The sequence below is a fragment of the Halomonas sp. E14 genome (assembly GCF_052568415.1).
This window is the reverse complement of the sequence record NZ_CP199423.1, coordinates 3286782-3312884: the sequence shown is the minus strand read 5'-3', so window position 1 is coordinate 3312884 and position 26103 is coordinate 3286782. Positions and strand designations below refer to the sequence as shown.

29 protein-coding genes are annotated in these 26103 nt (G+C 65.4%); 17 read left to right on the top strand and 12 right to left on the bottom strand.

Annotated elements, in window-relative coordinates; translation table 11 throughout:
* Positions 1-4: 4 nt before the first annotated feature.
* The 12 genes from rplF (at position 5) to rplQ (ending at position 6579) form a co-directional block, all read left to right on the top strand.
* On the top strand, positions 5-535 hold the full coding sequence (gene rplF / locus ACT7B3_RS15480; RefSeq protein WP_444676698.1) for a 50S ribosomal protein L6: 531 nt from the start codon (positions 5-7) through the stop codon (positions 533-535).
* A gap of 9 nt (positions 536-544) precedes the next feature.
* The gene (gene rplR / locus ACT7B3_RS15475; protein WP_104205215.1) at positions 545-895 is read left to right on the top strand and encodes a 50S ribosomal protein L18; all 351 of its coding nucleotides are present in this window, start codon (positions 545-547) and stop codon (positions 893-895) included.
* A gap of 11 nt (positions 896-906) precedes the next feature.
* Positions 907-1407, top strand: coding sequence for a 30S ribosomal protein S5 (gene rpsE / locus ACT7B3_RS15470; RefSeq protein ID WP_444676699.1), 501 nt, complete (start codon positions 907-909; stop codon positions 1405-1407).
* 5 nt (positions 1408-1412) lie between these two features.
* On the top strand, positions 1413-1595 hold the full coding sequence (rpmD, locus tag ACT7B3_RS15465) for a 50S ribosomal protein L30 (RefSeq protein ID WP_444676700.1): 183 nt from the start codon (positions 1413-1415) through the stop codon (positions 1593-1595).
* A 3-nt stretch (positions 1596-1598) separates the two neighbouring features.
* Positions 1599-2033, top strand: a complete 435-nt coding sequence (gene rplO, locus ACT7B3_RS15460; RefSeq protein ID WP_444676701.1) for a 50S ribosomal protein L15 — start codon at positions 1599-1601, stop codon at positions 2031-2033.
* On the top strand, positions 2034-3365 hold the full coding sequence (gene secY / locus ACT7B3_RS15455) for a preprotein translocase subunit SecY (protein ID WP_444676702.1): 1332 nt from the start codon (positions 2034-2036) through the stop codon (positions 3363-3365).
* Between the two features lie 52 nt (positions 3366-3417).
* Complete coding sequence (gene rpmJ, locus ACT7B3_RS15450) at positions 3418-3531, top strand: 50S ribosomal protein L36 (RefSeq protein ID WP_009099023.1); 114 nt, start codon at positions 3418-3420, stop codon at positions 3529-3531.
* 119 nt (positions 3532-3650) lie between these two features.
* Entirely contained in the window at positions 3651-4007 is a 357-nt protein-coding gene (gene rpsM, locus ACT7B3_RS15445; protein WP_444676703.1) for a 30S ribosomal protein S13, read from the top strand.
* A 39-nt stretch (positions 4008-4046) separates the two neighbouring features.
* Positions 4047-4433 carry a 30S ribosomal protein S11 gene (rpsK, locus tag ACT7B3_RS15440; protein ID WP_010626488.1) on the top strand — a complete coding sequence of 129 codons (387 nt, stop codon included), beginning with the start codon at positions 4047-4049 and terminating at the stop codon, positions 4431-4433.
* Positions 4434-4445: 12 nt separating this feature from the next.
* Positions 4446-5066, top strand: a complete 621-nt coding sequence (gene rpsD, locus ACT7B3_RS15435) for a 30S ribosomal protein S4 (protein ID WP_444676704.1) — start codon at positions 4446-4448, stop codon at positions 5064-5066.
* An 82-nt stretch (positions 5067-5148) separates the two neighbouring features.
* The gene (locus ACT7B3_RS15430; protein WP_444676705.1) at positions 5149-6147 is read left to right on the top strand and encodes a DNA-directed RNA polymerase subunit alpha; all 999 of its coding nucleotides are present in this window, start codon (positions 5149-5151) and stop codon (positions 6145-6147) included.
* Between the two features lie 39 nt (positions 6148-6186).
* Positions 6187-6579, top strand: coding sequence for a 50S ribosomal protein L17 (gene rplQ, locus ACT7B3_RS15425; RefSeq protein WP_444676706.1), 393 nt, complete (start codon positions 6187-6189; stop codon positions 6577-6579).
* An 89-nt stretch (positions 6580-6668) separates the two neighbouring features.
* On the opposite strand, the gene uvrA is transcribed toward rplQ, so the two are convergent.
* Entirely contained in the window at positions 6669-9530 is a 2862-nt protein-coding gene (gene uvrA / locus ACT7B3_RS15420; protein ID WP_445158564.1) for an excinuclease ABC subunit UvrA, read from the bottom strand.
* Positions 9531-9691: 161 nt separating this feature from the next.
* On the opposite strand from uvrA, the gene ACT7B3_RS15415 reads away from it, so the two are divergent.
* The 4 genes from ACT7B3_RS15415 to ACT7B3_RS15400 all read left to right on the top strand — a co-directional run bounded on the left by ACT7B3_RS15415 (position 9692) and on the right by ACT7B3_RS15400 (position 13459).
* Complete coding sequence (locus tag ACT7B3_RS15415) at positions 9692-11077, top strand: MFS transporter (protein ID WP_445158563.1); 1386 nt, start codon at positions 9692-9694, stop codon at positions 11075-11077.
* A gap of 76 nt (positions 11078-11153) precedes the next feature.
* Complete coding sequence (gene ssb / locus ACT7B3_RS15410; RefSeq protein ID WP_445158562.1) at positions 11154-11783, top strand: single-stranded DNA-binding protein; 630 nt, start codon at positions 11154-11156, stop codon at positions 11781-11783.
* Between the two features lie 27 nt (positions 11784-11810).
* The gene (locus ACT7B3_RS15405) at positions 11811-12701 is read left to right on the top strand and encodes a sugar nucleotide-binding protein (protein WP_444676708.1); all 891 of its coding nucleotides are present in this window, start codon (positions 11811-11813) and stop codon (positions 12699-12701) included.
* On the top strand, positions 12701-13459 hold the full coding sequence (locus ACT7B3_RS15400; RefSeq protein ID WP_444676709.1) for a lysophospholipid acyltransferase family protein: 759 nt from the start codon (positions 12701-12703) through the stop codon (positions 13457-13459). Before ACT7B3_RS15405 ends, ACT7B3_RS15400 begins: the two co-directional genes overlap by 1 nt.
* Before the next feature lie 111 nt (positions 13460-13570).
* On the opposite strand, the gene fabB is transcribed toward ACT7B3_RS15400, so the two are convergent.
* Together fabB and fabA are read right to left on the bottom strand one after the other, a co-directional pair.
* Entirely contained in the window at positions 13571-14788 is a 1218-nt protein-coding gene (fabB, locus tag ACT7B3_RS15395) for a beta-ketoacyl-ACP synthase I (RefSeq protein ID WP_445158561.1), read from the bottom strand.
* A gap of 14 nt (positions 14789-14802) precedes the next feature.
* Positions 14803-15318 carry a 3-hydroxyacyl-[acyl-carrier-protein] dehydratase FabA gene (gene fabA, locus ACT7B3_RS15390; protein ID WP_444676710.1) on the bottom strand — a complete coding sequence of 172 codons (516 nt, stop codon included), beginning with the start codon at positions 15316-15318 and terminating at the stop codon, positions 14803-14805.
* 250 nt (positions 15319-15568) lie between these two features.
* Here fabA and ACT7B3_RS15385 point away from each other — a divergent pair, with 250 nt between their 5' ends.
* Positions 15569-17428, top strand: coding sequence for a putative bifunctional diguanylate cyclase/phosphodiesterase (locus tag ACT7B3_RS15385; protein WP_445158560.1), 1860 nt, complete (start codon positions 15569-15571; stop codon positions 17426-17428).
* Positions 17429-17447: 19 nt separating this feature from the next.
* Here the strand turns inward: ACT7B3_RS15385 and ACT7B3_RS15380 are convergent, their stop codons facing one another.
* From ACT7B3_RS15380 to ACT7B3_RS15340, 9 genes are all read right to left on the bottom strand, one after another.
* On the bottom strand, positions 17448-18722 hold the full coding sequence (locus ACT7B3_RS15380) for a class I SAM-dependent methyltransferase (protein ID WP_444676711.1): 1275 nt from the start codon (positions 18720-18722) through the stop codon (positions 17448-17450).
* A complete protein-coding gene (locus ACT7B3_RS15375; protein ID WP_445158559.1) occupies positions 18719-19492 on the bottom strand; it encodes a DUF1365 domain-containing protein in 774 nt (257 codons plus the stop codon). The genes ACT7B3_RS15380 and ACT7B3_RS15375 overlap by 4 nt, the downstream gene beginning before the upstream one ends.
* Positions 19489-20835, bottom strand: coding sequence for an NAD(P)/FAD-dependent oxidoreductase (locus tag ACT7B3_RS15370; RefSeq protein ID WP_445158558.1), 1347 nt, complete (start codon positions 20833-20835; stop codon positions 19489-19491). The genes ACT7B3_RS15375 and ACT7B3_RS15370 overlap by 4 nt, the downstream gene beginning before the upstream one ends.
* Entirely contained in the window at positions 20832-21620 is a 789-nt protein-coding gene (locus ACT7B3_RS15365) for an SDR family NAD(P)-dependent oxidoreductase (RefSeq protein ID WP_444676712.1), read from the bottom strand. Before ACT7B3_RS15365 ends, ACT7B3_RS15370 begins: the two co-directional genes overlap by 4 nt.
* A 31-nt stretch (positions 21621-21651) precedes the next feature.
* Positions 21652-22092 (bottom strand): nuclear transport factor 2 family protein, encoded by a 441-nt coding sequence (locus tag ACT7B3_RS15360; RefSeq protein ID WP_445158557.1) that lies wholly within the window; start codon positions 22090-22092, stop codon positions 21652-21654.
* Between the two features lie 37 nt (positions 22093-22129).
* Positions 22130-23545, bottom strand: coding sequence for a deoxyribodipyrimidine photo-lyase (gene phrB, locus ACT7B3_RS15355; protein ID WP_445158556.1), 1416 nt, complete (start codon positions 23543-23545; stop codon positions 22130-22132).
* Between the two features lie 11 nt (positions 23546-23556).
* Complete coding sequence (locus tag ACT7B3_RS15350) at positions 23557-24471, bottom strand: MerR family transcriptional regulator (RefSeq protein WP_445158555.1); 915 nt, start codon at positions 24469-24471, stop codon at positions 23557-23559.
* A gap of 120 nt (positions 24472-24591) precedes the next feature.
* Positions 24592-24975: a sirohydrochlorin chelatase gene (locus tag ACT7B3_RS15345; RefSeq protein WP_445158554.1), complete on the bottom strand. Its 384-nt coding sequence runs from the start codon at positions 24973-24975 to the stop codon at positions 24592-24594.
* On the bottom strand, positions 24965-26038 hold the full coding sequence (locus tag ACT7B3_RS15340; RefSeq protein ID WP_445158553.1) for an NAD(P)/FAD-dependent oxidoreductase: 1074 nt from the start codon (positions 26036-26038) through the stop codon (positions 24965-24967). The genes ACT7B3_RS15345 and ACT7B3_RS15340 overlap by 11 nt, the downstream gene beginning before the upstream one ends.
* Positions 26039-26103 lie beyond the last annotated feature (65 nt).

Sequence of the window (26103 nt, the reverse complement as noted above, 5' to 3'; positions counted from 1 at the left end):
TGGAATGTCCCGCGTAGCCAAATATCCGGTTAAAGTGCCCGCCGGCGTCGAGATCAAGCTCGACGGCGACCAGCTGACCGCCAAGGGTGGTCAGGGCACGCTGTCCTTGACCGTTCACCCGGACGTGGTCATCAGCCAGGGCGATGGTCAGCTGACCTTCACCCCGAGCGAGACCGCTAAGTCCTGGGCCATGGTCGGCACCACTCGTGCTCTGGTCCAGAACCTGGTCACCGGCGTCTCCGAGGGTTTCACCAAGACTCTCGAAATCGTTGGCGTCGGCTATCGTGCCCAGGCAAATGGCCAGACGCTGAATCTGTCACTGGGCTTCTCCCACCCGGTCGAGTATTCCCTGCCTGAAGGTGTCTCGGCGGAAACGCCGAAGAATACCGTCATCGTGCTGAAAAGCGCGGACAAGCAGAAGCTGGGCCAGGTCGCCGCCGAGGTTCGTGCTTTCCGTCCGCCTGAGCCCTACAAGGGGAAGGGTGTTCGGTATGCCGACGAGCAGGTGCGTCGTAAAGAAGCCAAGAAGAAGTAAGGCAGGGTTATGAACGCGAAGAAAGAATCTCGTCTCCGTCGTGCCCGCCGTGCTCGCGCCAAGATGCGCGAGCTGGGCGTGTATCGCCTGTGCGTCAACCGTACCCCGCGTCACATCTACGCGCAGATCATCTCGCCGGATGGTGGCAAGGTGCTGGCCAGCGCTTCCACGCTGGACAAGGACCTGCGCGAGGGTGCCACGGGCAATGCCGACGCCGCCGCCAAGGTGGGTGCGCTGATTGCCGAGCGTGCCAAGCAGGCTGGCATCACCCAGGTGGCCTTCGATCGTGCCGGTTACAAGTACCACGGTCGTGTGAAGGCCCTGGCCGACGCCGCACGTGAAGGCGGCCTGGAATTCTAAAGGGTTTAACGATGGCGAAGAACGAACAGAACACCGGCGATCTGCAGGAAAAGCTCGTGCAGGTCAACCGCGTCGCCAAGGTGGTCAAGGGTGGCCGTATTTTCGGCTTCACCGCGCTGACCGTCGTGGGCGACGGCAATGGTCGTGTGGGCTTCGGCCGCGGCAAAGCACGTGAAGTGCCGGTCGCGATCCAGAAGGCCATGGACCAGGCCCGCCGCAACATGGTCAAGGTGAGCCTGAAGGGCCATACGCTGCAGTACCCGGTCAAGGCCCGTCACGGCGCCTCCAAGGTCTACATGCAGCCGGCTTCCGAAGGTACCGGGATCATCGCCGGTGGCGCCATGCGCTCCGTGCTCGAGCTGGCTGGCGTCCAGGACGTCCTGGCCAAGTGCTACGGTTCTACCAATCCGGTCAACGTGGTGCGGGCCACCGTGAAGGGTCTTACCGCCATGCAGTCGCCGGAAGACATCGCCGCCAAGCGCGGTTTGTCTGTCGCAGCGATTACGGGGTAACCACCATGGCAGCAACACTCAAGGTAACCCAGGTCCGCAGCACCATCGGCACCCTGCCCACGCACAAGGCCACCATGAAGGGCCTCGGGCTGCGCCGTATCGGTCACACGGTCGAACTGGAAGACACCCCTGCCGTGCGCGGCATGATCCACAAGGTCAATTACCTTGTGCGGGTAGAGGGAGAGTAATCCATGAAACTCAACACGCTGAGCCCGGCTCCGGGCTCCAAGCATGCTGAAAAGCGCGTGGGTCGTGGTATCGGTTCCGGTCTGGGCAAGACCGGCGGCCGTGGCCACAAGGGCCAGAAGTCGCGCAGCGGCGGCACCGTGAAGCCTGGTTTCGAGGGTGGTCAGATGCCGCTGCAGCGGCGTCTGCCGAAGTTCGGCTTTACGTCGGCCAAGTCGCTGGTTTCCGAAGAGGTACGTCTGAGCGAACTGGCCAAGGTCAGCGGCGAGGAAGTCACCCTGGAAACTCTGAAGCAGGCCAATGTGCTGAAGGATGCCACGCAATTCGCGAAGATCATCCTGTCCGGCGACGTCAACAAGGCGGTCACCGTGCGCGGTCTGAAGGTCACCAAGGGTGCCCGTGCCGCAATCGAAGCCGCTGGTGGCAAGGTAGAGGACTAAATGGCCAAGTCAGGAAACATGCCGGCGATGGGCAGCGGTCTGAGTGAACTGTGGGCGCGTCTGCGCTTCGTGCTCCTCGCCATTGTGGTGTACCGTATCGGTGCCCATATCCCCGTTCCCGGTATCAATCCTGACCAGCTTGCTGCCTTGTTCAGGGAGCAGCAGGGCACCATCCTGGGCATGTTCAACATGTTCTCGGGTGGCGCCCTGGAGCGCATGAGCATCATGGCGCTGGGCATCATGCCCTACATCTCGGCGTCGATCATCATGCAGCTGCTGACTGCCGTCTCGCCCCACCTTGAGCAGTTGAAGAAGGAGGGCGAGGCAGGCCGCCGTAAGATCAGCCAGTACACCCGCTACGGTACCGTGCTGCTGGCCTTCGTCCAGGGCACCGGCATGTCGGTGGGCCTGGCGAGCCAGGGCATCGCCTATACCGCTGACTTCAGCTTCTATTTCACTGCCATCGTCACCTTTGTGTCGGGTGCAGTGTTCCTGATGTGGCTGGGTGAGCAGATCACCGAGAAGGGAATCGGCAACGGCATCTCGCTGCTGATCTTCGCCGGTATCGTTGCCGGCCTGCCGGGTGCGGTGGGTCAGGCGTTCGAGCTGGCCCGCAACGAAGGTGCGTGGAACGTGCTGCCGCTGCTGGCCCTCTCCGTGCTGGGTGTGGCGACCGTGGCCTTCGTGGTGTTCATCGAGCGCGGCCAGCGCCGTATCACGGTGAACTACCCGCGGCGTCAGGTGGGCAACAAGATGTATGCCGGGCAGAGCAGCTATCTGCCGCTGAAGGTGAACATGGCGGGCGTCATTCCGCCGATCTTTGCCTCCAGTATCCTGCTGTTCCCCGCCTCCCTTGGCCAATGGGTCGGGGCGGGCGACGGCATGGAGTGGCTGCAGCGGGCTTCACAGGCTCTTGGGCCGGGACAACCGCTGTACATCTTGCTTTTCGCCGCGGCGGTGATATTCTTCTGCTTCTTTTACACAGCACTGGTCTTCAATCCCAAGGATGTCGCTGACAACCTCAAGAAGTCAGGGGCTTTCCTGCCGGGCATTCGTCCTGGCGAGCAGACCGCTCGCTATGTCGACAAGGTCATGACCCGTCTGACCCTGTGCGGCGCCCTGTACATCACTGCGGTTTCCCTGATGCCCCAGTTCTTGATCGTGGCGTGGAACGTGCCGTTCTTCTTCGGCGGTACCGCGCTGCTGATCATTGTGGTGGTCATCATGGACTTCATGGCCCAGGTGCAGTCGCATCTCATGTCGCACCAATACGAATCGGTGATGAAGAAGTCCAACCTGAAAGGCTACGGCAGCGGCGGTATCATGCGCTGAGCTGCGCTGCCGCTGATGTGGCGCGCCGCGTGCCGATTTTGGAGAAGGAACGATGAAAGTTCGAGCTTCCGTCAAGAAGATGTGCCGCAACTGCAAGATCATTCGCCGCAATGGCGCGGTTCGCGTCATCTGCATCGAGCCGCGGCACAAGCAGCGCCAGGGCTGAACCTGGCGTCTGGAAAGCGGTGCCGGCATACCCCTTGCCCCGGAAAGGGTAAAGGGGTATGCTGTTGCGCCTTTTGTAGTGACTAATCGAGCAAGCCGCTCAAATTTCGGAGAAAGCTGATGGCCCGTATTGCAGGCGTCAATATCCCGGACAACAAGCATGCGGCGATCTCGCTGACCTATATCTTCGGGATTGGCCGCACGCGCGCGCAGGACATCTGTGCCGCTGCCGGCATCGCGCCGACTACCAAGATTCAGGAGCTGTCCAGCGATGAGCTGGATACCCTGCGTAATGAAGTCGGTAAGTACACCGTGGAAGGTGACCTTCGTCGTGATGTAACGCTGAACATCAAGCGTCTCATGGACCTGGGTTGCTATCGTGGTCTGCGTCATCGTCGTAGTCTTCCGCTGCGTGGTCAGCGGACCAAGACTAACGCGCGTACCCGTAAGGGCCCGCGTAAGCCGATCCGCAAGTAACACGCACGTTCTGGCGTAAAGACAGGAATAGACATCAACATGGCTAACCCGCGTAGCAACCGTAAAAAGGTTAAAAAGCAGGTTGTGGATGCCGTTGCGCATATCCACGCCTCTTTTAACAACACGATCGTGACGATCACAGACCGCCAGGGCAACGCTCTTTCCTGGGCAACTGCCGGTGGTTCGGGTTTTCGTGGTTCTCGCAAGAGCACCCCGTTCGCTGCTCAAGTGGCAAGCGAACGTGCAGCGACCGCTGCAGCCGAGTATGGTGTGAAAAACGTCGACGTGCTGGTCAAGGGCCCCGGTCCTGGCCGTGAATCCGCCGTGCGCGCCCTGAGCGCCGCTGGCTTCCGCGTGCAGAGCATCACTGACGCGACGCCCATTCCCCACAATGGCTGCCGTCCGCCGAAGAAACGCCGCGTTTAAGGAGACAGATTCATGGCTCGTTATATTGGACCGAAGTGCAAACTGTCTCGTCGTGAAGGCACCGACCTCTTTCTGAAGAGCGGTGTGACTCCCTTCGAGAAGAAGTGCAAATCCGAGCAGATTCCGGGTGTGCACGGCCAGCGCCGTCAGCGTCTTTCCGACTACGGCTTGCAGCTTCGTGAGAAGCAGAAAGTACGCCGCATCTACGGTGTGCTCGAGAAGCAGTTCCGCAGCTACTACAAGGAAGCCGCCCGTCGCTCCGGCGCTACCGGCGAAGTCCTTCTGCAGCTGCTGGAGTCCCGACTGGACAACGTCGTCTACCGCATGGGCTTCGGCTCCACGCGTGCCGAAGCTCGCCAGCTGGTCAGCCACAAGGCGATTGCGGTCAATGGCCGTACCGTCAACGTGGCCTCCTTCCAGGTGAAGCCGGGTGACGTGATCACTATTCGCGAGAAGGCGAAGAACCAGGCGCGCATCCAGAGTGCGCTTTCCATCGCGGCCAATCGTGGCGACGTTGCCTGGATCGAGGTGGACGCGAAGAAGATGGAAGGCACCTTCAAGGCTATCCCGGAACGCGGCGACCTGTCTGCCGACATCAACGAAAACCTGATCGTCGAGCTGTACTCGAAGTAAGCGTCGCTGAATGCGCCGTGCCGACCCCCTTGGGGTCGGCCAGAGTACCGAGTAACCGTTAGGCAGCCTCAAAGGTGTAGTTATGCAGCGTTCAGTGACAGAGTTTCTCCGTCCGCGCGATATCAAGGTCGAAGAGATCAGTGCGCATCACGCTAAGATCGTGCTCGAGCCGTTCGAGCGTGGCTTTGGCCACACTCTGGGCAATGCGCTGCGCCGCATTCTGCTCTCGTCCATGCCCGGCTGTGCCGTGGTGGAAGTCGAGATTGCCGGCGTAGAGCATGAGTACAGCGCGATCGAGGGTGTTCAGGAAGATGTCATCGAGATCCTCCTCAACCTCAAGGACGTGGCCATCCGCATGCACAGTCGCGACGAGGCGGTGCTCTCGCTGAACAAGCAGGGCCCGGCCGTGGTGACTGCGGGTGACATCGCTCTCGATCATGATGTCGAGATCGTCAACCCGGATCACGTCATCGCTCACGTCAACGAAGGTGCCGAGCTCAAGATGCAGCTCAAGGTCGCGCGCGGTCGTGGCTACGAGCCGGCGGATGCTCGCCTGAGTGCCGACGATGAGTCACGTGCCATCGGTCGCCTGCAGCTGGATGCTACGTTCAGCCCCGTGCGCCGTGTCTCGTATGCCGTCGATGCCGCGCGTGTCGAACAGCGTACCGACCTCGACAAGCTGATCATTGATCTGGAAACCGACGGCACCCTGGATCCTGAAGAGGCCATCCGTCGCAGCGCGACCATCCTGCAGGAGCAGCTGTCCGCGTTCGTCGACCTGGAAGCCGACAAGGAGCAGGAGATCGAGGAAGAAGAGGATCATGTCGATCCGATTCTTCTGCGCCCCGTAGACGATCTCGAATTGACCGTCCGCAGCGCCAACTGCCTGAAGGCCGAGAATATCTACTACATCGGCGATCTGATCCAGCGCACAGAAGTCGAGCTGCTGAAGACCCCGAACCTCGGCAAGAAATCCTTGAATGAAATCAAGGATGTGCTGGCGGCGCGCGGTCTTTCCCTTGGCATGCGGCTGGAAAACTGGCCGCCGGCGAGCCTGAAGGACGACAAGGCCTCTGCGTGAGCGTCGATTCGAGTCCCAGTTTGGTAAGGAATTGCAACCATGCGTCATCGTAAGAGTGGTCGTCATCTGAATCGTACCAGCTCGCATCGCCAGGCCATGTTCAAGAACATGAGCGTGTCGCTGATCGAGCATGAAGTGATCAAGACAACCCTGCCCAAGGCCAAGGAACTGCGTCGCGTTATCGAGCCGCTGATCACCCTGGCCAAGCAGGACAGCGTTGCCAACCGGCGTCTGGCCTTCAGCCGCACCCGCTCCAAGGAAGCGGTCGGTAAGCTCTTCAACGAGCTGGGTCCGCGTTACGTCGAGCGTCCGGGCGGCTATGTCCGTATCCTCAAGTGCGGCTTCCGCACCGGCGACAACGCCCCCATGGCCTTCGTCGAGCTCGTCGACCGTCCGGTCGTCGAGGCAGAGGAAGTCGCTACCGAGGAGTGATCCTCGGCGGCGGGCCTGGTCCGGCAGTGCTGTAGCAATACGAAAAACCCGGCTTCTCGCGAAGCCGGGTTTTTTATTGGCATGCGACCCTACTTGGACGTTGCTGGCTCGGCCTGTCTGCGTTTGGCCCGCTCCAGCAGCGGTTTGAGGAAGCGACCGGTATGCGAGACTTCCATTGCCGCCACCTGCTCGGGGGTGCCTTCGGCGATGATCCGCCCGCCCCCGGAGCCGCCCTCTGGGCCGAGGTCGACGATCCAGTCGGCGGTCTTGATCACGTCCAGGTTATGCTCGATCACCACGATGGTATTGCCGTGGTCGCGCAGGCGGTGGAGAACCGCGAGCAGCTGGCGTATGTCCTCGAAGTGCAGCCCGGTGGTGGGCTCGTCGAGGATATAGAGGGTCTTGCCGGTGTCGCGCTTGGCCAGCTCGCGCGCCAGCTTGACGCGCTGGGCCTCGCCGCCGGAAAGCGTGGTGGCGCTCTGTCCCAGCCGGATGTAGGAGAGGCCGACGTCGAGCAGGGTCTGCAGGCGCCGGGCGATGGCCGGTACCGGGCTGAAAAACGCCAGCGCTTCCTCCACGGTCATCTCGAGCACCTCGTCGATGCTCTTGCCCTTGTATTCGATTTCCAGCGTCTCGCGGTTGTATCGCTTGCCTTTGCAAACGTCGCAGGGCACGTAGATATCGGGCAGGAAGTGCATCTCGACCTTGATCATGCCTTCGCCCTGACACGCTTCGCAGCGGCCTCCTTTGACGTTGAAGGAGAAGCGCCCCGGCTTGTAGCCGCGTGAGCGAGCCTCTTGGGTGCCGGCGAAAAGCTCGCGGATCGGGGTGAAGATGCCGGTGTAGGTGGCCGGGTTGGAGCGCGGTGTGCGACCAATGGGGCTCTGATCGATGTCGATTACCTTGTCGAGCTGGTCGAGCCCCTCGATGCGGTCGAAGGGCGCGGGTGTCAGGGTTGTGGCGTGGTTGAGCTCGCGTGCGGCGATCGGCATCAGCGTGGCGTTGATCAGCGTCGATTTGCCTGAACCTGAGACCCCGGTGACGCAGATGAACAGCCCCAGCGGCAGGCTCAGGGTGACGTCATGCAGGTTGTTGCCGCGTGCGCCGCTGAGCACGAGCCGCTTTTCGGGGTTGCCGGGGATGCGCCACTTGGGTACCTCGATGCGGCGCTTGCCCGACAGGTACTGGCCGGTGAGCGAGTCATCACTGGCCATCACCGCTTCCGGCGTGCCCTGGGCCACGATGCGGCCCCCATGCACCCCGGCGCCGGGGCCGATGTCGAGCACGTGGTCGGCGGCGCGGATGGCGTCTTCGTCGTGCTCGACGACGATCACCGTATTGCCCAGGTCGCGCAGGTGAACCAGCGTCTTGAGCAGGCGGTCGTTGTCGCGCTGGTGCAGGCCGATGGAAGGCTCGTCGAGGATGTACATGACGCCGACCAGGCCGGCGCCGATCTGGCTTGCCAGGCGAATGCGCTGGGCCTCGCCGCCGGAAAGCGTCTCGGCGCTGCGTTCCAAGTTGAGGTAGTCGAGCCCGACGTTGACGAGGAATTCCAGGCGCGCCTGGATCTCGTTGACCACCTTCTGGGCAATCTCGCCCTTGCGTCCAGGCAGGGCAAGCTGCTGAAAGTAATGCCAGGCCTCGCCGATGGGCAGCTGAACGATCTGCGGTAGGGTGTGGTCGTCGACAAAGACATGACGGGACTCCTTGCGCAGGCGCGAGCCCTGGCAGGTGGGGCAGGGGCGGTCGGCGATGTAGCGCGCCAGTTCCTCGCGCACCATGCTCGACTCGGTCTCGCGATAGCGACGCTGCATGTTGGGCAGCACGCCTTCGAAAGCGTGTTCACGGGTCACGCGGCGGCCACGGTCGTTGACGTAGCTGAAGGCGATCTCGTCCTCGCCGCTGCCGTGCAGGATGATCTCACGCTCGTGACGGGCAAGCTCCTGCCAAGGTGTCTCCAGGGTGAAGCGATAGTGATCGGCCACCGCCTGTAGCTGGCTGAAGTAGTAGACGCTGCGCCGGTCCCAGCCTTTGATCACGCCCTCGGCCAGCGACAGCTGAGGGTGGCTGATCAGCTTGTCGGGGTCGAACACCTGCTGCACGCCCAGGCCGTCGCAGGTGGGGCAGGCGCCGGCGGGGTTGTTGAACGAGAACATGCGTGGCTCGAGCTCGGCAATGGCGTAGCCGCAAACCGGGCAGGCGAAGCGCGCCGAGAAGGTGATGTCCTCGGCATCGCCGTCCATGAAGTGCACCACGGCGATGCCGTCGGCCAGGTTGAGCGCGGTTTCGAACGATTCCGCCAGGCGCTGGGCCAGCCCCTCGCGAACCTTGATCCGGTCGACCACCACGCTGATGTCGTGCTTCTTGTGCTTGTCCAGCGGGGCGATGTCATCGAGCTCCAGCGCTTGGCCGTTGATCATGACCCGCACGAAGCCCTGGGCGCGCAGCTCGGCAAGCAGCTGCAGATGCTCGCCCTTGCGCCCTTTGACCACCGGAGCCAGCAGCATCAGCTTGCTACCCTCGGGAAGGGCCAGCACCTGATCGACCATCTGGGAGATGGTGCTGGCCTCGAGCTCCTCGTCGTGTTCCGGGCAGCGCGGCGTGCCGGCGCGGGCGAACAGCAGGCGCAGGTAGTCGTAAATTTCGGTGATGGTGCCGACCGTGGAGCGAGGATTGTGAGAAGTCGATTTCTGCTCGATGGAGATCGCCGGTGACAGACCCTCGATATGGTCGACGTCGGGCTTCTCCATCATCGACAGGAACTGGCGGGCGTAGGTGGAGAGCGATTCCACGTAGCGTCGCTGGCCTTCGGCATAGAGGGTGTCGAAGGCCAGCGATGACTTGCCCGACCCTGAGAGCCCGGTGACCACGATCAGCCTGTCGCGGGGCAGCTCGACATCGATCTGCTTGAGGTTGTGGGTGCGGGCACCCCTGACCAGAATCCTGTCCATTCCCACCTCATGGCGCTCGGCAAAACCTTCATTATACGTGTGAGCCGAGGCGCGCGCCAAAGCGCCACCGGTCCGGCCGTTCCCTGTGTGGCTGGGAATCGTTAGAATAGGCGATTCATTCGATGGGGCTCAGCCCTACCACCCATGGAAGCCTCTCCCCCATGCGCAAGGTCTCGGGTCTGCTGCTAGCCACTGAACGGCGCGCCATTACCGGCCTGGCGAGCCTGTATGCCACGCGCATGCTGGGACTGTTCATGGTGCTGCCGGTGCTGGCGCTTTATGCTGATGACCTGGTGGGCGCTACACCGCTGATGGTGGGCCTGGCATTGGGCGTCTATGGGCTGACCCAGGCCATCCTGCAGATCCCCTTCGGCGTGCTGTCCGATCGGCTCGGGCGCAAGCCTGTCATTGCCGGTGGCCTTTTGCTCTTCGTGGTGGGCAGCGTGGTCGCGGCCAGCGCGGAGAGCATCCAAGGCGTCATTCTGGGCCGCGCCCTGCAGGGCAGCGGGGCGGTGGCGGCGGCGATCATGGCGCTGCTGGCCGATCAGACCCGCGAGCAGGTGCGCACGGCTGCGATGGCCACCATCGGGTTGTCCATCGGCGTGGCCTTTGCGGTGGCCATGGTGCTTGGCCCGTGGCTGGCGGCGACGTTCGGCCTCGCCGCGGTATTCTGGTTCACCGCCCTGCTTGCCGCCCTGGGCTTGGTCGTGCTGTGGAAGCTGGTACCTCCCGCGCCACGCCGGATGCGTCATCGCGACGTTGGCATCGATCGCCAGCAGGTGACGACCATCCTCACCCGCAGCGATCTGTGGCGGCTCGACCTGTCGATCTTCGCCCTGCACTTGGTGCTTATGGCGATCTTCCTGGCCGTGCCGTTTCGCCTGGTCGAGGTCGGGATCGGCGCCGAGCGGCATGGTGTCACCTATCTCGGTGTCATGGCGCTGGCGTTCATCGGCATGGTGCCGCTGGTAGTGATTGCGGAAAAACGCCAGCGCATGAAAGGCATGAGTCTGCTGGCCATCGCCTTGATGGCGGCCAGCCTTGGCGGGCTTGCCGGTCTCGATGGCATCTGGGCGCTGTTTGCCTGTCTGCTGCTATTCTTCATCGGTTTCAACCTGCTGGAGGCCATGCTGCCCTCGATGCTCAGTAAGCTGGCGCCGGCTGGGGCGAAGGGCACCGCCATGGGCATCTATTCGACCAGCCAGTTTTTGGGCGCCTTCCTCGGCGGCGTGCTGGGCGGCTTCATCGTGCAGCAGTGGGGCCTGGGGGCGGTGTTCATCGTCAGCGCCGTGGTGGTCGGCGGCTGGTGGCTGGTGATGCTGGGCATGCCGACCCCGCCGCACCTGTCGAGCGAAGTGGTGGCACTCGACGAGGAGCACCAGGGCGATGCCCTAGAAGCACTGATGGCAAATTTTGCCGACGTGGCCGGCGTCGAAGATGTGCTGGTGGTCCCCGAGGAGCGGCTGGCCTATCTCAAGGTCGACCGTCGTCATCTCGACGAGGAAGCGCTCGGTCGCTTGATTCGATCACGCCGTCACGAAGGCTAGCCGGCTATGCCCGGGCTAGCGCACGAACTATCACCGAATTCATGACGAGTTCACGACAACACACAGGGAGTCTCCTATGGCCCGCGGCGTCAACAAGGTCATCCTCATCGGCAACCTGGGGCAGGACCCCGAGGTGCGCTTCATGCCGTCCGGCAGTCCCGTCGCCAATCTGCGCGTCGCGACGACCGACACCTGGACCGACAAGCAGAGCGGCCAGCGCCAGGAGCGCACGGAGTGGCATTCGGTGGTGCTGTTCAACCGCCTGGCTGAGATCGCTCAGCAGTTCCTGAAGAAGGGCTCTCGGGTCTATCTCGAAGGGCGGCTGCAGACGCGCAAGTGGCAGGGGCAGGACGGCCAGGACCGCTACACTACCGAGATTGTCTGCAATGACATGCAGATGCTCGACTCCCGCAGCGGAGGCGACTTCGGCGGCCAGCCCGGTGCAGGCATGGGCCAGCAGGGCGGCTATGGTGCGGCGCCGCAGGGCGGCGGCTATGGTGCGCCGTCGCAAGGCGGTGGCTACGGCCAAGCTCCCCAGCAGGGCGGTCATGGCGGCGGTCAGCCGCAGCGTTCGGCGCCGGCTGGCCAGCCCCAGCAGCAGGGCGGACAGCACCAGCAGCCTCAGCAGGGAGGGCAGCGGCAGGGCAATTACGGTGCGCCGGACCCGGGTAGCTTCGACGATTTCGATGACGAAATCCCGTTCTAGGCATTACCGGCCCACGGAGGCTGTCGAGTGAAGCTGTTGATTCTGGATGCCGGCCACTGCCTCAATCTGGCGATGGCGCGGCTGGCCCATCGGCGCAGTGACACCGAGCTGGTGATCGAGGCGGGTCTGTCGCTGGATGCTGTGCGACTGCGGGAGCTGGCGCCGGATGCCGTCATCATCCCGCCGCTGTCGGCGCCGATGGAGATCGAGCCGGCCGCCGTGGTGGCGCATGGCGAAGGCGTCGACGCCTGCCTGGCGGCCTGTCGCGAAACCGATACGCCCCTGGTCTGGTGCGTTTCCGACCAGCTCTACCAGGACGGCTTCGACGTTCCCATTGACGAGCATGTCATCCCGGCGCCGCGTGACGAGAGCCTGCGTCGATTGATCGCCGTCGGCGACCGCATCCGCAGCACGCACCCGCGCCACCTGATCGTGCGGCTGGGCCCGCTGTTTGCTCTGGAAGGCGGCCATGCCTGGCTCAGCGGCATCATCGACAGCCTGGTCGGTGGAGAGGATGTCCGTGCCGCCCAGGATGTGATCTTCTGCCCCACCTCGGCCGATGCGGTGGCCATGGCGCTGGTAGGCATGCTGCACCAGCTCGGCTGCGGGTCCGGTGCCTGGGGTTCCTATCACCTGGCGGGCACTGAGCCGGTCAGTGCCTATACCTTCACCTCCATGGTGCGCACGCAGCTGCTGACCCGCCTGGAAGGAATCGGCGAGCAGGTGGCGCTCGGCGAGGTGAAGCCGCTCAAGCATCACCATGACCAGCCGCTGCGTCGCGTGCTCAACTGCCGACGGGTGCTTGAGGCCTTTGGTGTGCACCAGAAGCCCTGGCGGCTGGAGGTGGGGCGCCTGCTCGACGACTGGTGTCAGGCGCGCTGCGCTCCCGACCCCGATGATGATAGCGGAACCCTGTGATGAACCTGTTGCGCAGCCTGCTGTTCTACCTGGGCTATTTCTTCGCCATTCTGGTCAGCGGCGTACTGTTCCTGCCAGTGGCGCCGTTCCTGCCGCTGGCGAGCCGTTACCGCCTGCTCAATCTCTATAACCACTTCATCACCGCCTGGTTTCGCTGGACCTGTGGCGTGCGCTATCGCATCAGCGGGCGCGAGAACCTGCCCGCTGGGCCCTGCGTGGTCCTGGCCAACCACCAGTGCGAATGGGAAACCGTCTACCTGCAGATCCTCAAGCCACCGGTCTGTACGGTGCTCAAGCAGGAGCTGCTGCGCATCCCCGTGTTCGGCTGGGGCCTGCGGTTGCTGCATCCCATTGCGCTTGACCGCTCGAAGCCGGCCCGCGCCATGCGGCAGGTACTGTCGCAGGGCGTCGCACGGCTGCAGGAGGGCTTGTCGGTGCTGATCTTTCCCGAAGGGACTCGCGTGGCTCCTGGGCAGCGGCGGCGCTACAACAAGAGCGGTGCAGTGATTGCCTGCCGCGCCGGGGTGCCGGTGGTGCCGGTGGCACACAATGCGGGCGAGCGCTGGCCAGGACGGCACTGGATCAAGAATCCTGGGGTGCTGCATCTGGTGGTGGGCCAGCCGATCGATACCGTTGGCCGCACGCCGGAAGAGGTGCTGGTCGAGGTCGAGGCGTGGATCGAGGCGCGGCTGGCCGAGATCTCCGAGGTGCCGCGTCCGACCGTGGCCAAGCCCGCGGTGGAGGCCGGCGCGGAGTGAGCGGCGGCTTACGCACAGGCAGGCCTATGCGTGCATGTAAGTTAGCGTGAAGGAAGTCGTGGCCACGCAAAAGGCGCCCCATGGGGCGCCTTTTGCGTGGGGCGGGGTCGCCTAGTCGCGATAGCGCTGCAGCACCAGGCAGGCGTTGGTACCGCCGAAGCCGAAGCTGTTGGAGAGCACGCGATCGACGCTGACGTTGTCGCGGCGCTGGGTGACGATATCGAAGCCGGCCGCCTGCTCGTCGAGGGTTTCGACGTTGGCGGAAGCGGCGATGAAGTCGTTCTCCATCATCAGCAGTGAGTAGATGGTTTCCTGCACGCCGGTGGCACCCAGCGAGTGGCCGGTCAGGGATTTGGTGGAACTCATCGGCGGCGTGCTGCTGCCGAACACCTCGCGGATCGCCTTGAGTTCGGCGACATCGCCCACCGGCGTGGAGGTGCCGTGGGTATTGATGTAGTCGATCTTGCCTTCCACGGTGGCCAGGGCCTGGCGCATGCAGCGGGCAGCCCCTTCGCCAGACGGCGCGACCATGTCATGGCCATCGGAGGTGGCGCCGTAGCCCACCAGCTCGGCGTAGATCTTCGCGCCGCGGGCACGGGCGTGCTCGAGCTCCTCGAGCACCAGCATGCCGCCACCGCCAGCGATGACGAAACCGTCGCGAGCCTGGTCGTAGGGGCGCGAGGCCTTGTCCGGCGTGTCGTTGTAGCGGGTCGAGAGCGCGCCCATGGCATCGAACAGACAAGACAAGGTCCAGTGCTCTTCCTCGCCGCCGCCAGCAAAGACGATGTCCTGCTTGCCCATCTGGATCTGCTCCATGGCGTTGCCGATGCAGTGGGCCGAGGTGGCGCAGGCCGAGGAGATCGAGTAGTTGACGCCCTTGATCTTGAACGGCGTGGCAAGGCAGGCGGAGACGGTGCTGCCCATGGTGCGAGTGACGCGGTAGGGGCCGACGCGGCGCAGGCCTTTGTCGCGCATGGCGTCGGCGGCCTCAACCTGGTTGGCGCTGGAGGCGCCGCCTGAGCCGGCGATCAGGCCGGTGCGCTCGCTGGAGACCTGCTCGGGCGTCAGGCCCGCGTCCTCGATGGCCTGGGCCATGCTGACGTAAGCGTAAGCGGCGGCGTCGCCCATGAAGCGGCGCAGCTTGCGATCGATCAGCGCATCGAGGTCGATGTCCACGACGCCGGCCACCTGGCTGCGAAAGCCGCGCTCGGCATACTCCTCCTTGAAGCGAATACCCGAGCGCCCGTCCTTGAGGGCATCGAGGACCGCCTGACGGTCATTGCCGAGGCAGGATACGATGCCCAGGCCGGTGACTACCACTCGTCGCATGGAAGCCTCCTGAATCAGAAATTCGCAGTAGAGGTGAACAGGCCGACACGGAGGTCATGAGCCTGATAGATTTCACGCCCATCGACCGTCACGGTGCCGTCGGCCATGCCGAGAATCAGACGTCGGCTGATGATGCGCTTGATATGGATATGGTAGGTGACCTTCTTGGCCTCGGGCAGGATCTGGCCGGTGAACTTCACCTCGCCGCAGCCCAGGGCGCGACCGCGGCCCGGATGGCCGAGCCAGCCCAGATAGAAGCCCACCAACTGCCACATGGCGTCTAGCCCCAGACAGCCGGGCATGACCGGGTCGCCCGGGAAGTGGCAGTCGAAGAACCACAGGTCCGGATGGATATCCAGCTCCGCAATCAGCTCGCCCTTGCTGAACTGGCCACCCTGTTCGTTGATCTGGGTGATGCGGTCGAGCATCAGCATGTTGGGAGCCGGCAGCTGTGCGTTGCCAGGGCCGAAGAGCTCACCGCGGCTGCATGCCAGCAGTTCTTCACGTTCGAAGGAGTGTTGCTTGGTCACTGAGTCGTTCCGAGTCGCTGTTATCGTGAGCCTTCCCGCACGCATCGCAAATGCGGCATGGCACTGACGGCCGACCTGCCCGGGCGGCCCCGCCTAGTCTACTGGCCGAGGACGGTGAATGCACGTCAGGCATGACGCTGTGCGCGCAACGGATTAAAGTGTCGTGTCAATGTGTCGATACACTTAACCGGGTCGATGCATCGCATGGGCACAATTCGTTTTTTTTCTAGCCGTCGGACCGGGACAAGACATGTGGGCTTCCTTTGCGATCAACCGCCCGTTGACCTGGGCCTCGCTGGCGGCGCTGCTGGCCTGTATCTGGCTGCCCAATCCTGGCCTCAGGCTGGTGGCGGTCGGCATCGCCGCGTTCGGCATCATCGACGCCTGGCGCCAGGTGCAGCGCGACCGCCAGCATGCCGAGCTGATGCAGCAGGCGCTGATGCTCTCCGAGGAGGGCGTGCAGATCACCGACGCCGAGAACCGCATCCTGGCCGTCAATCCCGCCTTCACGCGAATCACCGGCTTCACCGAAGACGAGGTGCGGGGGCTCAATGCCGCTAGCCTGGCGGCGGCTCGGCATGATACCGCCTTCTTCAAGCGCTTCTGGCAGACCCTGGAGAGCAAGGGGCGCTGGGAGGGCGAGATCTGGAACCGGCGCAAGCAGGGCGATGAATTTCCCGAGTGGCTGCGGGTCAAGGCGGTAACCGGCGCGCGCGGCAAGGTCAGCCACTATGTCGGCACCTTCACCGATATTTCCGTGCACAAGGCCCGTGAGCAGGATCTGCGGCGCATCGGCTTCGAGGACCCGCTGACCGGACTGCCCAACCGCCGCCGGCTGCATGACCTGATGACCTCGCGGGTACGTCACCTGCGTGCTGGCGAGAGCCTCGACATGGCCATCATCGACATCGATGGCTTCAAGTCGGTTAATGATAGCCTGGGGGTGGAGCAGGGCGATCGTCTGCTGGCGCGCTTCGGCCAGCGCCTGGCGCGGCATGTGGCCGGCGGGGTCGTCGGGCGGCTGGGAGGGGATGAGTTCCTGGTCATTCGCACGACCACTTTCGACGACCATGAGCAGTGGGTTGCCGGGCTGCGCCAGCACATGGGCGAACCCTTCGAGGTGGGCAACCATTCGTTGCGCCTGGGGCTGTCCATCGGCAGCTGCCGGGCGCCCGAGGACGGCCACGACTCCGGCGTGCTGTTCCAGCGCCTGGAGTCGGCGCTCTACTCGGCCAAGCGTCACGGGCGCAACGTCAGCCAGCGCTTTCGTCCGGCGCTCGATGTGCAGAATGCGCCGCACATGGCGCTGGTATACAGCCTGCGCGACGCGCTGGCCAAGGGCGAGCAGCTGGAGCTGCACTACCAGACCCAGCATCGGGTGCAGGATGGAACGGTGGTGGGCATGGAGGCGCTGCTGCGCTGGCGTCACCCCGAGCATGGCATGGTCTCGCCGGGCGACTTCATTCCCCTGGCCGAGCGCCATGGCCTGATGGGGCCGCTCGGCAACTGGGTGATCGACGAGGCGCTGGCCCAGATGGCTCGCTGGCGTGAGCTGGGCATGCCCAAGCTTCCTGTGTGGATCAACATCTCGGCCATTCAGATGTTCCAGGGCGAGCTCGAGGCCGCGCTGTCGGCGGGGCTGGCGCGCCACGGCATTACCCCCGGCCAGCTCGGACTGGAGCTGACCGAGTCGGTGCTGCTCGACGAGCGTGCCGGCGATATCGTGCCTCGCCTTGAGGCGCTGCGTGCCAAGGGGCACCGGATCGCCATCGATGACTTCGGCATGGGCTATTCGTCGCTGAGCTATTTGAAGAATCTGCCGCTGGACAAGCTTAAGCTCGACCGCGCCTTCATCAACTCCCTGCCCGGCGATGCGGCGGATGCCGCCATCGTCAGTGCCGTGCTGGCCATGGCGCGCGGGCTGGGGCTCGACGTGGTGGCCGAGGGTGTGGAGACCCAGGAGCAGCTCGACTTTCTGCAAAAGGCGGGCTGCCGCCTGGTGCAGGGTTATCTGTTCGCCCGCCCCATGTCGGCACAGATGCTCGAGACCACCTGGCAGGGCGAGGCTACGCAGGCCTCGGCCACGCTGGGTCCAAGCCCCGCCGCCTGAACCCCCGTTTCTACGCGTGTCATGGTGCCGCTTGCATGCCTGGCGAAGCCGGGCGTGCGCCAGGCTTCGCCAGCAGCAGCTGGCAGGTGCCGATGGCGCGCTCCATGAAGGCACCTTCGCAGTAGCAAAGGTAATAGCGCCACAGCCGAATGAAGCGTTCGTCGTAGCCGAGCCGGCGCACCGTATCCAGGCGCGCTTCGAAGCGGTGGCGCCACTCGCGCAGGGTGCGGGCATAGTGGGGGCCGATCTCCTCCAGGCCGATCATGTTGAGCGAGGTGCAGCGTGCCAGTCCGCGCAGGATGGCGTGATGGGATGGCAGGAAGCCGCCGGGAAAAACATGGCGCTTGATGAAGTCCACCTCGCGTTTGGCCGCCTCGTAGCGTTGGTCGCGGATGGTGATTGCCTGCAGCAGCGCCAGGCCGTCCTCGCTTAGCAGGCGGTCGAGGGTGGCAAGGTAGGTATCGAGGTACTGGTGCCCCACGGCCTCGATCATCTCCACCGAGACCAGCCGGTCGTAGCGGCCCTGCAGCTCCCTGTAGTCCTGGTTGAGCAATGTGATGCGCTTGCCCAGTCCCGCCTGGGCGATGCGCCGGGCGGTATAGGCATATTGCTCGGCCGACAGGGTGGTGGTGGTCACGCGGCAGCCGCGGGTGCGGGCGGCATGCAGCGCCAGGCCGCCCCAGCCGGTGCCGATCTCCAGCAGGTGATGCTCGGGGCGCACCTCGAGCTTGTCGAGCAGCAGGTCGAGCTTGTGGGTGGAGGCTTCCTCCAGCGTGGCGTCGGGGTGGGGAAACACCGCGCTCGAATACATCAGGTGTTCACGGTCGAGGAATAGCGCGAACAGGTCATTGCCCAGGTCGTAGTGGGCGGCGATGTTGCGTCGCGCGCGGTTCTGCGTATTGCGCTTTAGCCCTTGCAGGGTGCCGAGCAGCCAGCGTCCGATTCCCGCCGGCCCGCGTTCCAGCTCCCCGTTGAGCCGCTCGAGGTTGCGCGCCAGCAGGCGTACCAGGCCGACCAGGTCGTCCACGTCCCAGTCCGCATCGACGTAGGCCTCCGCGGCGCCGACGCTGCCGCCCAGCGATAGGCGGCGCCACGCACGCATGCGGCGCACCACCAGGGTCAGCTGCAGCGGGCCGCCCTGGCCCAGGTGGTGGCACTGGCTGCCTTCTATCAGCGTGATTCTGCCGCCCTCCAGGGCATCGAGCTGGGCCAGCAGGCGCTGCCGGAGCCAGCGCGTCAGCGCGTCCGTAGCCTCCGCGAGCGGCGGATGGGGGCTGGTGCGAAGCGTGTTCACGACGAGGACTCCTTGCGCAGGGGGTGGTCATGGATCGGTACGCCCTTGACCCACAGCTTCAGTGCCTCCAGGTGGATGGCGGCCTGGCTCTTCAGGTTCATCAGGGGCTGGCGTGCCAGGGCCGCGAGCAGGGCGCCACGCGTGGCGGGCGTTCCGCTGAGCCGTAGCGAGGCGTCCAGATGGCACTGCTGCTCGCGCCACACCTCCATGTGCATCGACAGGCGCTCGCCCGGGGTGTCGAAGCGCCAGCGGTATGTCATGTCCATGGCGTTGAAGGGCGAGACATGCAGGCGCTTGTCGAACCGTGCCGCGTGCCAGTGCCGCCCAGGCTCGACGCCGCAGGCGTAGCGAGCCCGCTCCCGCCACGGCGTGTTGGTTACTTCGCCCAGTACCGCACGCAGCCCGCCCCCTTCGCTGTCGGGGTCATGCAGGTAATAGAGCGAAATGGGGTTGAAGCCGGCACCGAAGGTGCGCAGCTGGGTCAGCAGGCAGACCCGGCCCTGGGGCGCCCAGCCCAACTGGCGGGCGACCTCGTCGCGCGCCACCTCGGCTAGGGGCTGGTCGTGGGGTGCCAGGTAGTCCTGGCGTCGAAATCTCGCCGGCGTCGGGTGCCGAAGGCTGAAGCCGGGCACCCCGTCGAACAGGCCGGGCAACTCATCGAGATCGAGCCAGACCATCCACACCCGGTAGGTGAAGACGTGAGCGCGGGGCAGGAAGCGACGATGGCGCAGCGTGCCGCGATAGACCCGAGAACGGGGCGTCGTGCTCATGCGGGCGCTGCCTCGGGGGTGGCATCCGTGGGCGAGACTAGCACCGTCTCGCCGCAGCCAAGCGCCTGGGCCACCCGCAGGGCGCTCCAGACGCCGTCCTCGTGAAAACCGTTGCGCCAGTAGGCGCCGCAGTAGTGGGTGCGCCGGGCGTAGCCCGAGATCTCGGCGTGGCGGGCCTGGGCAAGATGACCGGCGGGGGTGAAGCGGGGGTGCGCGTAGTGGTAGCGCCCCAGCACCTTCGCCGGGTCGATGGCAGCGCTGTCATTGAGCGTCACACAGAAGGTCTGGGGCGCCTCGATGCGCTGCAGCAGGTTCATGTTGTAGGTCACGGCCACCCGTGCCTCTTCGCTGCGCCCGTCCAGCCGGTAGTTCCAGCTTGCCCAGGCGCGTCGGCGGCGCGGCAGCAGGCGGGTGTCGGTATGCAGCACGACCTCGTTTGGCTCGTACGGCAGCGCGCCGAGCACCTCGCGCTCCGCCGCCGAGGCGTCTTCCAGCAGGGCCAGCGCCTGGTCAGCATGGCAGGCCAGCACCACCTGGTCGAACGACTCCTGGCCGTGCGCGGAGGTGATCGCCACGCCGTCGCGATAGCGACGCAGCCCGCTTACCGGGCAGGCGAGCCGGATGCGGTTGGCATAGGGCGCCGTCAAGGCCGGGATATAGCGGTGGGAGCCGCCCACCAGGGTGTACCACTGCGGGCGGTCGTTCACCGCCAGCAGGCCGTGGTGGCGGAAAAAGCGCACGAAGAACAGCACCGAGAATTCGCTCAGCTGACGGATGCTGGCCGACCAGATCGCCGCTCCCATCGGCAACAGGTAGTGATACATGAAGTCGGCACTGTAGCCGCCGGCCTTCAGGTAGTCCCCAAGCGACTGGTCGAGCGGCAGGCGGCCGGCGTCGAGGTCGGCCGTGGCGCGGCGGTTGAAGCGCAGGATCTCCCCAAGCAGGCGATAGAAGCCGGGGCGCAGCAGGTTGCGGCGCTGGGCGAACAGGCTGGCCAGCGTGTGGCCGTTGTATTCGAAGTCGCGATCGGTCCGGTGTACCGAGAAGCTCATCTCCGTGGGCTGAACGGCGACGCCAAGCTGTGCCAGCAGCCCCTGGAAATGGGGGTAGGTGCGGTCGTTGAAGACGATGAAGCCGGTGTCGATGGCGTAGGAGGCGCCGTTGAGCGGGACTTCCACCGTAGCCGTATGCCCGCCCAGGCGCGCGCTGGATTCGAACAGCGTTACCCAGTGGCGGCGGCTCAGGTACCAGGCGGCGGCCATGCCGCTGATGCCGCTGCCGATCACGGCGATGCGCTGCCCGATCGGCAGCACGGGTTGGCTGGTTGACAGGGTGCTGTTCATCGGGGCTCCGGCGCGGCGGTGCGTGTCAGGCGCAGGCCCAGGCGGTGGCGCAGGGCGGCGGGCAGCGCCCCGAGCAGGCGCACCCCGCAGGTAAGGCGCTTGGGGAAATGGATATCGAGCTGGCGTTTCTCCAGCCCGCGCAGGATGGCGGTGGCGGCCTGCTCCGCACTCAACCGCATTGGCATGGCGAAGTCGTTGCGGTCGGTCAGCGGTGTCTTGACGAAGCCTGGATGGATCACGCTGACATCGATTGCCTCGGCGTGCAGGTCCAGCCGCAGCGACTCCAGGAAATAGCTCAAGGCCGCCTTGGAGGCGCCATAGGCCTCGGCGCGCGGGAGGGCGGCGTAGGCCGACGCGCTGGACGTGGCCGCCAGCAGCGGTCGGCCATGGCGGCGGTTCGAGCGACGCAGCAGCGGCAGGGCCGCCTCGATGCAGTGCAGTGCACCGAAGAAGTTGACCGCCAGCACCCGCTCCACCAGCTGGGTGTCGAACTGGCGCACGTCCACGTATTCGCATACCCCGGCGTTGAGGATGGCCACGTCCAGCTGGCCGAAGAGGTCGTTCAGGTGTGCCCCGGTTTCGCGCACGGCGTCGCGGTCGCGTACGTCCAGCGGCAGCAGCAGGGCATTGCTGTACTGGCCTGCAAGCGCCTGCAGGTGCGCCTCGCGCCGCGCACTCAGCGCCACATGGTGGCCCTGCTCGAGCAGGGCAACGGCCAGGGCGCGCCCGATGCCCGACGTGGCGCCGGTCAGCCAGATGCGTCGCGTGCCGCTCAGTACCGCCATGTTTCTCTCCTCGGGGTGGGGTCGTGGGGGCTCAGCTGCCCGCTCGCCGTTTCACTCCTTTCACCAGCGGGCCCAGCAGCGGCAGGTTTTCGTAGAGCAGGGCGCCCAGGTCGAAGTGGTCCCGATGTCGGCTGGCGCGCCCCTCGGCATGGGCCGGGAAGCAAAGCACCGAGCACCCTTCCAGGCTGATCTGCCGGCCGCTGGCCAGGCGACGGTGGCTCAGGTGCATCGTCCAGCTGACGAAGGCGGCCTCGCCCTGCAGGGCCTGCTGATGGAACTCGAACCGACAGCCTGTCACGTTTTCGTACAATGCCTTGAAGTACTTTTCCAGCGATTCCAGCCCTTCGATCCGATGCAAGGGGTCTTGGAAGATCACGTCGTCAGTATATAACTCGCACAATATTTCTGTACAGTTTTTGTCTAGTTTATTGAAGCGGGCGCAGAATGCCGCCAGGGCGGTATCCCTGTTCATGCCATGCCTCCTGTCAGGCGCCAGCGGCGCCGTTAGGTCAGAGTTTCGCCTTGAGCGACGCGAAGGCGTCCAAGGCGCGCGCACGTGCGGCGCGATGGTCGACGATGGGAGGGGGGTAACCGATGGCGGCTCGCTGCGCATCGCTGGGCGCGTGCCGGTCTCGGGACGGCAGGGCCTGGAACGCCGGCAGGTAGGTAGCGATGAAATGGCCGTCCGGGTCGAAGCGCTGCGACTGGGTGGTTGGGTTGAAGATACGGAAATAGGGAGCGGCATCGGTGCCGGTGGAGGCGGCCCACTGCCAGCCGCCGTTGTTGGCACAGAACTCTCCGTCGACCAGGTGTTGCAGGAAGAAGGCCTCGCCCCGGCGCCAGTCGATCAGCAGGTGCTTGCTGAGGAACATGGCGACTACCATGCGCAGGCGATTGTGCAGCCAGCCTGTCTGCACCAGCTGGCGCATGCCGGCATCGACCAGCGGGTAGCCGGTGCGTCCCTCGCACCAGGCGCGGAAGGCGGTGTCGTCGTCGCGCCAGGCCATCGCCTCGGTGTGGCGCTGAAAGGGCCGATGGCGGCATACCTGCGGGAAGCCGGCAGCCACGTGCTGGTAGAACTCGCGCCACACCAGCTCGTTGACCCACGACGCCAGTCCGGCATTGCCTTCGCTTAGGCTGCCGTCGTTGTCGCTCAGCACGGCCTGCAGGCACTGGCGGTACGACAGCATGCCCAGGGCCAGGTAGGGCGAGAGTTCGCTGGTGCCCGGCGTGGCGGGGAAGTCGCGCTGGGCGGCGTAGTGGCGGGCGCGAAAGCGCAGGAAGCGCGACAGGCGCTCGGCGGCGGCTGCCTCTCCGGCAGGCCAGTGCTTCGCCTCGACGGGGGCGGTGTCGAGGGGCGGCAGCGAGGGTATCGCATCGGCGCTGATCGCCAGTCTGGCCTGGGGCGCCGGGCTGGCGCGCAGCGCCAGGCGCTGCGCCGTGAGCTGGCGATGCCAGGCGCGTGAGAACGGCGTGAAGACCCCATAGGGTTCCCCCTTGCCCGTCAGCAGCTCCCCCGGGGCAAAGGCCAGGCTGTCGTGATAACCAAGGGCGCCAAGACCGGTGGCGTGGAAGGCGGCCTGTACGGCATGGTCGCGGCGCTGCTCGTCGAGCGGGTATTCGTGGTTGAAGTGCAGCGCCGTGGCGCCGACCTCACGGGCGATGGCGAGCAGGGCGGCTGGGGCCTGGTCGAAATGATCGATGTCACGATGCAGCAGGAGAATGTTGAGTCCCGCCAGGGCGTCACCCAGTGCGACCACTCCGCGCCGCCAGAAGTCGAGCTTGTTGGCGCCATGGCCATGGCGTTGCCAGTGCGGAAGGCAGCGCAGGAACACGCCCACCACCGGGCCGCGGCGAGCGGCTGCGGCCAGGGCGGTGTTGTCATGCACTCGCAGGTCGCTGCGAAACCAGACCAGGGTCGTCATCTCGGCTCGCCCTAGCTGTCGCGCAGCAGCGAGCGCAGCCGTGCCAGCGCCTGTGGCAGGTCATCGCCAAGCAGCTCGACCAGGCTGTCGGCCAGGTCGGCTTCGCGGATGCGCGACACCGGGCCGCACAGGCCCAAGGGGGCATCTAGCTGTTCGGCCAGCCGCGGCAGCTGGCGGCGGATCAGGTCGGTGCGCTCGGCGCGACCGCTGACCAGCAGCACTGCGCTGGCCTGCAGACGCTCGACGGCCAGCGGCAGCTCGCTGAAGGGCAAGGGGGCGTCGAGCAACTGGATGCGATAGCCGGCCTCGCTGCCGGCCAGGGCGGCCAGCAGCAGCCACAGCGGACCGGGGTCGTCGGGCAGCGGCATGAGCAGCAGGTTGGCGCCCTTGGCCACCTGGTTGGCATGGTACAGGCGCACGCCGATGCGGGTGCGCAGGAACGATTCGAGGCAGCGGCGCTGCAGGGCCGCGCCGAGCTGGTCGTCCCAGCGCTCCTCGAGTTCGCGTAGGCTGGGCAGCCACAGCTCGGTCAGGCAGGTGGTGATCGGGTAGAGCGCCAGGCTCTGGGCGTAGAGGGCGTCAAGCTGTGCCAGGTCCAGCGCCTCTACCGCGGCCACCAGGCGGCGGCACTGGCTCGGCCAGTCGTCGGAAGCAGGCTCCGGGGCCGGCGCGGTGACAGGCTGGTCGAGCAGCTCCTTGACCTGGCTGACCGGCACGCCGCGGCTCAGCCACTGCAGGATGCGTTCGATGCGCGAGATGTCATCGCGCGCGTAGAGGCGGTGGCCCTTGGGCGTGCGCTGTGGGCAGATCAGCCCATAGCGCCTCTCCCAGGCACGCAGCGTGACCGAGTTGACGCCAGTGATGCGCGACACCTCGCGAATGGGGTAGAGCGGTGTGTCGGCTGGGTGGGTCGCCTTGTCGGTCATGCGCGCGCTTGCCTCTTCATGGGTCGTGGCTCATGGGTCGTGGCTGGCCAAGCCGACGATCGGTGGTTTTTGTCCTTCAATATTGTACATAAAATGAGCGCTGTACAACGAGCCTGGAAGTCATCCACGCGAACTCTTTTCGCCCGCCCGTTCGGCAATCACGGCCGCTAGTGCTTCGACGAAGGCGGGATGCTCGCCCACGGGCGGCAGCAGGGTCAGCTCGAGGCCAGGATGGGCGGCGCGCAGTGCTTCGATCTGAGCCGGTACATCCTTGCGCAGATGGCGGCCGGCGGCGAAGAACAGCGGCAGCACCTCGGCGCGCGTGGCGCCCTGCTGCGCCAGTTCAGCCACGCTGGACTCCAGCGAGGGTTCGCTAAGCTCCATGTAGGCCAGGCGCAGCGGGGTCTGCATGCGCTGCGCCAAGGCGTAGTGCAGCTGCTCGAAGGGGGCGCGCCAGTGGGGGTCGCTGGAACCGTGGGCCAGCAGGATCAGGCTATAGGTCATGGGAATCTCCCGGAGCGGTGGGTTGAGCGTGGGGTGCGGCCAGGGCCAGGCCCAGGTGATGGCCCGAGAGCCAGGCGTCCTCGATGCGCGGACCGCGCCAGGCGTCGCCGCACAGCGCAAGCCCGGCTGCCGTGACGCGGTAGTCCCCGTCCGGAGCGGGCGCGTTGATCGTCGAATGCTCGGGATGGGCAAAGCGCCAGCGGTGGGCGCCCAGCCGACCGACCCGGGGCAGCGCGGTGCCAGGCGGCAGGGTCTGGGCCAGGGCTTCCAGCAGCCGGCATGCAACAATCTGCGGTTCGTCCTCCAGGTGCTGGTCGCTCCAGTCGGGGTGGGCCAACAGCGTCAGCGTTTCGCCTTGGGGTGCTCGTCCAGGCTTGTACTGGTTGCGCGCGACGAAGCGCAGCGGGCCTTGGGCCAGCTGGGCCGCCTGCCAGTCGTGCTCCACCCCCGGCACGGCAGGCAGGGGAGTTTCCAGGCAGGCCCAGCCTGCCCAGCAGCTGCGCTGTACCACCGACCGGCAGGCCGCGGCTAGCGTCTCGTCGTGGTCTTCCACTAGCGCCAGCGCCTGAGGCGAGGGAGCGCTGATAGCTACGCAATCGAAGGGGCCATGGCACGCGCCATGCGGGTCATGCAGCCACCAGGCGTGGTCGCGCCGGCTCAGGCCGTCGATGCGGCACTCGGTGTGCAGCGCCACCCCTTCGGCCAGGTGTCGGGTGATGGCGCTCATGCGTGGCTGGCCGCAGTAGCGCTCGCGTCCGTCGTGCTGGTAGTGCCATGTTTTCCCGTCGATGTGCCAGAGCTTCCATGGCCAGGGCGCTGCCACGCCGGCCGCCAGCCAGCGGGTCACTTCGCGGCGAAAGCTTTCATGACGTACGCTGAAGAACTGGGCGCCGAGATCCAGAGTGGCTTCGTCGAACCGGCGGCTGGTCATGCGCCCCCCGGGGCCGCGCGACTTCTCAAACACGGTGACCGCAAGTCCGGCATTCTGAAGCGTGCGTGCACAGGCCAGGCCAGCGATGCCGGCGCCGATGACGGCAATACTGAGCGTTGACGATGCGGACATGCCCAAGCCTCGCGCAGGGGGAGAATAGCCCTTACAATAGCAGAAGTGTACAACGATTGTATAAT